The organism is Postechiella marina, from assembly GCF_039538365.1.
GTDB lineage: Bacteria > Bacteroidota > Bacteroidia > Flavobacteriales > Flavobacteriaceae > Postechiella > Postechiella marina.
Genome location: NZ_BAABCA010000012.1, coordinates 1 through 6,920 on the forward strand (window position 1 = coordinate 1; position 6,920 = coordinate 6,920).

The window sequence follows — 6,920 nt, forward strand, 5'->3', positions numbered from 1 at the left end:
ATGCAATTAATTTATACAATGAAATAAGATTACACTTATCTTTAGATTATAAAACACCAAATATGGTATATAAATTATCAGCGTAAATTCAATTTTAACCTGTAGCCATATTTCAGGACGAGACATTTGGCAAAAAAAATGAACTTATTGACTAAAAGCATACTTTTTGGAATTTTAATATTGGCTTTTTCTTGTCAAAGTGCGAACGAAAATGAAAAACCGATTGTTATTAATTCCACTCTTAATCCTGAACTTGAATCTGAATTTCGAAAAAAGGACTTAAAAACATTGTATCCAAAATTATTAACACCTCAAAATTTTGATGCAGAAAGAGATACAATTCTTGTCAGAAAAATAAAAGCTTTTCAAAATGAATTAGTGAACGGATTGAAATCGGAAAAAATTAATTGGAATGTTGCGGAATCTGAAATTTCGGTTTTAACGAGAATTTATTTTGACAGTATCGGTCGAATAGAATATTTCACTTTTAAAGTTGATAATGAAAATGTCAATAAGCAAGCTATGGAGGAATTCAAAAGTCGTTTAGAAAAAAATATAAATAATCTTGACCTAGGAATAAGGCAACAAACGAAATACAATCATTGCGTGAATTTTAAACTGAAATCTGAAAAATAAAAAACTGGTGCCAACACCGTATATAAAAAATTGCTGTTTTGTGCTTAATTCTATGGTCGTTGCACGTTTGCTACGTCTGATTTTCCTTCGGAAAATCCTCGCACGCAAACCCGCAACTTTCCATATACAAACACGTTAGCAAACATTAAAACCCAATCTATGAAAGGAATTTACATAACAATGATATTTTCTATTTTCTTAAGTTGTTCTTCATCCCAAAAAGTTACTAAAGAAACTAAATGTCCTAAAATTTACAAGAATAAGTTTACGGAAATTTTGAATGAAAAATATGTTGCTGTAAATGGTAAAGACACTACAAGAATTAATGAAATTAGATATGAATGCGTTTATTCAGCTTTTTATACACACAAAGTGATGTATGATAAATATGGTAAATGGGACAATGAAATTTTTCCAAGTAACAGAAATCATCCAATATTAATGTGGAATAATGTTGACCTATTGTCAAACGGAAAAAAATATACTGTTCTGACAAACGGACTTGAGGAATGGAAACATATTTACGCATCGGTTATGATATTAGATGAAGAAGAAAAAGACGTTTTAACGGAACAGACTGAAGAAAAAATCGCTTTGACAAACTTATTTGGTGATTTAATAAAAAACCACAATCCCGAAAAGAAAGATTTTTATGAAATTTATTGGAAAATGGTTGACCCAAAACGTTGGGAACAAATTAAACAGTATCAAAAGAATAAATAACGTTTGCTAACAATGTATAACCGCAATTACGGCGGATTCGACTTCGTCCGAATCCACTCGGAATTGCTAACGTCAGTGCTAAACCGAAAAATTTGCGTACTTTAACCCGTAACTGACGGTTATACGAGACCGTTATACAGCAGTGATCGCTCAAAAAAATCAGAACGCAATTTTAGCGGAATAAAAGCAAAACACTCCTCTATTCTGAAAAAGAAAACCATTTGCGGAAACAAAAATTACTCTAACGGAAATGAATTAGTTTGCGGAAATAACAAAATCACTCTTGCGGAATTAAGCTCGGTTGCGGAAATTTTTCCAATCTGAACCTCTAGAAAAAAATTATTGCAGAAATAACAAAACGCAATTTAAAAAGTAATAAAAATCTTAAAAAATTAAAACCGCTGTATAACAATGTGTAAAAAAAATACTATTTTTAGTCATTAATCGTAACGCCTGTACTTTGTTTGCTTACTTCTGATTTTCCTACGGAAAATCCTCGTACACAAACCCGTACTTTAGTTACACGCAACGTTGTAAGTAATACAAAAAAATCGAGAACACATTGAAAAACGAGCTAATAAGAAAAGCTATTTCAGAAATAGAAAACCCAACTTTCGGAACGACTGAACAACTTCTTGAAGTTCTTAATGTAGAAAAGGAGAATGGAAAACTTAAAGTTGAGCGAGTAGACTTTGAATCTTTAGATGAAACAAATGTTGTTTATTTTAGAGTAAGAAATGAACCGTTTTTTTTGAGTGTTTATTTCTATAAAGAAAATAATGAAATAGCGAATGTCGGAACAGAAAATGGAAATCAAGTTTATTTTACAGCAACATCCGAAAATCTGACTTTTAAGCAACTTTCGGAATTGACAAAATTAAGCGGACTTAAAGGTTGGAGCGTAAATGATGATAGAAAAATTGGAAAAGGAAAATATAGTTTTAGTCGTTTATCATTTGAGCCAATTGAAAGTAGAGCTTATGATTTAGATACGAAACTAAAACTACTCTTAACTGAATTGGAAAAAAATTTTGACGGAATAATAAAACTGACTGAAATGGCTGATACTGGAATTGCAATTCATCATCAACAATACATTAGCGGAAATATGGCAATTAATTTTGATATTGAAACAATTAACCGTTTAAGTAAACTAAATTTAGGAATTGAAATAGATCAATATGTTTATGGAAATGAATTTAAAATATAGTGCTAAAAAGTACTACTTACAACACCATATATAAACACGTTGCCAGTAATATGAAAAATAGAATACTTTTAGTGATTTTTATATTTTCGTTTATTAAAACGAATGCTTGCAGTTGTGAAACTCCAAAAGCAATTGTTGAATTTGTATCTTCAGAATATGTATTTGAAGGTAAAGTAATTGCGAAAGTTTATGCAAAAGATTCTTTGAGTTATAAAGTAACTTTTGATATTGCAAAACACTACAAAAAAAGTGATTTCCCAAAAACACTAGAATTCAAATTTAAATCTGAAGGAAAATATACTGATGAATGGACTTCTTGTGACTGGAATGTAAATAAAAATGAAAAATGGCTTGTCTATGCTTATTATTGGAAAAACAAATTGACTTTTAGTTATTATTGTTCTAACTCAAAACCCATTGGGAAAAGAATTATTTCAGAGAAAGAGCAAAAAATATTAGATAATGGGAATGAATTTGAAATTGACAAATATACATTTACAAACTTGGATGGTCATTTTACGAATGCAAAACCAAAAGTTGATTTAGACTCAATATTAAGAAACTATAGATATAAAAACTATGGTGAGGAATATAACGAAAACAGAGTGGATATTGTTGTTGACATTGACAAAAATGGGAATTTAACTTCAGCAAATTTAACTTCAAAAGAACATATGAGTTTTGAAAACAATGAAATCATTGATTCAATTTATAATTTAAATAAACCAAAAAATATTGAAATTAGAAAAGCTAAAACTAATTTTGAAAAAGATATTTTAAAGATTGTTAAAAAACTGAATTTATGGGAAAAAACTTTTATTCAAAGAACCAAAAATTCTGTGAAAATTCGAAAGTTTTTACAGTTTTATAAAAAACCGAATGATATAAAAGTTTATTATTAAAAATACTACTGGCAACAACGTGTATAATTAATGGCTAGTTCTCGCCTACTTACGAAAATCCTCGCGGATTTTCTATCTGGTTTTTATTTGCTAAATTATGTGCTTAAACACGCCACTAATCATACACAAAAACGTTGCCTACAATACGAAAAAAACGATAATCTGAACAATGATAGATGTATTTAATGAACAAATTGAAGTTTTAATCAAAGAAGGAATTTCCAATTTGTATTGGTTTAAAGGTGACTTAAAAAAGAGCTTTTACAGAGCTAATGTTCCAGAAAATATAACTCACAAAATATTTGGAATAAAATACAACGGAAAGACATTAACGAAAAGGGAAATGCTCGATAAATTATATGAGAATATAAGAAATCAAGAATATAATAGACGATTGGAAATCTCAAGAAACTTCGTTAGAATTTTAATTGAGCACAAAAATTTCGTTCCACAAGATAATAACCACAGAATTGAAAAAGCTGAACGAGTAGCATTAAAATTGAGAGAAATAGTTAATGAACAAAAGAAACAAGAAGAATACAGAGATAAAATAAAGACAAAAGCTAAAAAAGCAAATACAAGAAACTTTGAGGACGAATTAATGAATTTAAGAGAGAAGTTTCTTGAAGTTGAAAAAATAACTAATAAACAAAAAAGAGGAATTGAATTTGAAAAGTTTTTTACCGACTTAATGAAAGCAAATCAAATTCCTGTAGAAGTTCCGTTTAGAATTGTTGGAGAACAAATTGACGGAGCAATAAAATATGATGGACATTATTATCTTCTTGAACTAAAATGGCAGAAAACTAAATCTAACCAAGCAGAAATTGCAAGTCTTTTTATGAAAGTAGAAGGTAAATTAGATGCTAGAGGAATTTTTATTGCGATGGAAGGATTTTCTTCAGAATGTCTCGAATCGCTACCGAAAGGTAAAAATTTGAAAGTATTATTGTTAGATGGTGTTCATTTGACAAGCGTAATTTTTGGCAATTACACTTTCTCTGAATTGATGGAACATTCAATAAGTCAAGCTTCTTTAAAAGGAGAAATTTATTGTAATCATAACATAGTGAAATAAGTACTGTAGGCAACAAAGAACTGAGTTAAAAAACAAGTAACTTTAAGCTAATTTTGAAACAAAGTTTTCATCATAAGGCAATCCGCTTTTTGCAATGGCAAAAGCCTGTTTAAGCAACTTATTCGCTACTGCTATTAATGCTAACTTAGCACTCTTTCCTTTAGCTACAATTCTATCAAATAATGCTTTGCATGCTCTGTTATATTTATACGCTGAAAAGGCTGCTAAAAACACAAGGTTTCTTAATTTCTTATTTCCTACTTTACTAATTCTACTCCGCCCTCTTACACTGCTTCCAGATTCTCGAATCGTTGGTGTAATTCCAACGTAACTACAAAGCTGTGCTGCACTTTAAAACTTTTTAAAACCATCCGTAACAACGATTAAAAACAAAGCTGTTTTTAATCCTATTCCTGGTATGGTTTGCAATAAAGTTAGTTGTTCTTGCTGGTCTTGTTTTACTAATTCTAATAAGCGTTTCTCTAATATTAAAATCTCTTTCTTTAAATGGTTTAAGTCTCGTTTTAAAGAGCGATAAACCGTTTTTGATGGCATTCCTAAGGTGTCTTCTCCATGAAGTTTGTTTTTTGTAGCTGTACTCTTTTTTACGTAACTATCCAATAACCTAAAGAGCTGTAAGCATTCTGCCTGTACATCTGTTAGAGCATTATATAATGGAACATCATTGAAGATACCATACTCACAAATAGATTTAGCATCACTCTTATCGGTCTTTACTTTTGCTAGTTTCATTTGTATAAAACGCTTTACTGACAATGGATTTACAACAGATACTAATACGCCATTTTTATATAAAAACTGCGCCAATCTGTAATGGTAATATCCTGTAGCTTCCATGACTACCAAAGCATCTTTTGATAGACTTTTTAGTAGTTTTTTAAAACCCTGTTCATCATTCTTTAATTGATCATGCCCTGTGTCTTGATTGTAAATATCAAACACAGATTTACTAATGTCAATACCATAAATTTTTCTATCTTTAGTCATAACAACTTGAAATTTGGAAAGAACAACGCTACTCATATTTCAACAACTTGAAAACGAGATCTAGGTCTCACAGAACTGAACGAAGTTTAAGTAGTAAAAGAGAGAGGATTATCAATGTTGTCGAAGTCTAACGCTTCACCGTGTATAGCAACCTTAATTCTCTCTTTTGTTCTTTCTGATTATTAATTAAATTTAGTGATTTACAAACTTAAGACGTGTATAATTCATTGCTAGTTATAGCCTACTTAAGAAAGTCCTCGCGGACTTTCTATCTGCGATTTATTTACTAACTTTAGTGCTTAAACCAAGCAACGAAATCATACACAAACACGTTAGGTGCAATTATAAAAAACAATCTATGTTCCCAGATAAATTTAGTTTTAATTCTCAATTATATGACCTTTGGGAAATTTACGAAAGAATAAAATCATACTATCCCATTGGAATTCCTAAAGGAGAAGGTGTGGGAATATTTTTCGAGTATTCTGGATTGAAAAAACTTGAAGATATTATCATAGACAATGTTCATAACGAAAAAAACTTTAAAAAGCGGTGGACTGATTTCACAGACGAGCTGAAAAAAATTATAAATAAAGATATTATTGGAACTACATATGGACAAGCACCTAGTTTCAGTTCCTCTATTATAGTCGAAAAGAATGTGATTGAAACTTGTACTCATTTAAAAGAATTACATTTTGCAATAAGCTTTGTTGGAAACTTTTTTACAATTTATGGCTTGGATTCAACAAGGATATTAGATGAAAAAGGTGATTACAGAGGTTATCACGTAGCAAATGTTCTAACAGCCTCACCATTTAAGGAATTTGAAAAAGACTTTTTATTAGTTGAAAAAAGTATCCGAACAAATTATCCAAATCATAAAATGGTTCCATATGGATTCGGAAAGCAAATTATGGACGGACTTCAAGTGAGATATAGTGACGCGGAAGTTTGTTCTATTCAAATGGCTTTATTTAATGATATAATACAGCCAAGAAATAATTTTCGATTTACACAGGGACATATTGTTGACAACACAAGAGGAAATGTGTATTATGGAATTGAAGACTGGAAAAAATAACTGCACCTAACACGGTGTATAAAACATAGCTAGTAAGTGCTTAACTGAAAGGTTTGTGTATATTTAGAAAGTCCGCCAAATAGAATATTACGCGATAGCAAAATAGTCTTTTTGCACGCTACGTTCCATACACAAGTCCGTTGTACGCAAGCTTGACCCGTCCTGAATAAAGGCTACATAATTTTAAACATTATGTACAAAAATGACAAAGTAATTAGACGGTATTCAGAACCTTTTAAACTAAAAATTATTGACGAACTTAGTAAAGGTAAACACACA

The 6,920-nt window shown here is 30.2% G+C and carries 6 protein-coding genes and 1 pseudogene; 6 read left to right on the forward strand and 1 reads right to left on the reverse strand.

Going from position 1 to position 6,920, the window contains the following annotated elements; all coding sequences use genetic code 11:
* Window positions 1-147: 147 nt before the first annotated feature.
* The 5 genes from ABD715_RS17635 (at window position 148) to ABD715_RS17655 (ending at window position 4,549) form a co-directional block, all read left to right on the forward strand.
* A complete protein-coding gene (locus ABD715_RS17635) occupies window positions 148-636 on the forward strand; it encodes a hypothetical protein (protein WP_344789662.1) in 489 nt (162 codons plus the stop codon).
* A gap of 159 nt (window positions 637-795) precedes the next feature.
* Complete coding sequence (locus ABD715_RS17640; RefSeq protein ID WP_344789663.1) at window positions 796-1,359, forward strand: hypothetical protein; 564 nt, start codon at window positions 796-798, stop codon at window positions 1,357-1,359.
* Window positions 1,360-1,921: 562 nt separating this feature from the next.
* The gene (locus tag ABD715_RS17645; protein ID WP_344789664.1) at window positions 1,922-2,569 is read left to right on the forward strand and encodes a DUF4279 domain-containing protein; all 648 of its coding nucleotides are present in this window, start codon (window positions 1,922-1,924) and stop codon (window positions 2,567-2,569) included.
* Between the two features lie 50 nt (window positions 2,570-2,619).
* Entirely contained in the window at window positions 2,620-3,471 is an 852-nt protein-coding gene (locus tag ABD715_RS17650; protein WP_344789665.1) for a hypothetical protein, read from the forward strand.
* Window positions 3,472-3,640: 169 nt separating this feature from the next.
* On the forward strand, window positions 3,641-4,549 hold the full coding sequence (locus tag ABD715_RS17655) for a restriction endonuclease (RefSeq protein ID WP_344789666.1): 909 nt from the start codon (window positions 3,641-3,643) through the stop codon (window positions 4,547-4,549).
* Window positions 4,550-4,591: 42 nt separating this feature from the next.
* Here ABD715_RS17655 and ABD715_RS17660 read toward each other — a convergent pair.
* Window positions 4,592-5,557: pseudogene (locus ABD715_RS17660) on the reverse strand (IS110 family RNA-guided transposase).
* A gap of 358 nt (window positions 5,558-5,915) precedes the next feature.
* Between ABD715_RS17660 and ABD715_RS17665 the strand changes: the two are divergent.
* Window positions 5,916-6,641, forward strand: coding sequence for a hypothetical protein (locus ABD715_RS17665; RefSeq protein ID WP_344789667.1), 726 nt, complete (start codon window positions 5,916-5,918; stop codon window positions 6,639-6,641).
* Window positions 6,642-6,920: the final 279 nt, after the last annotated feature.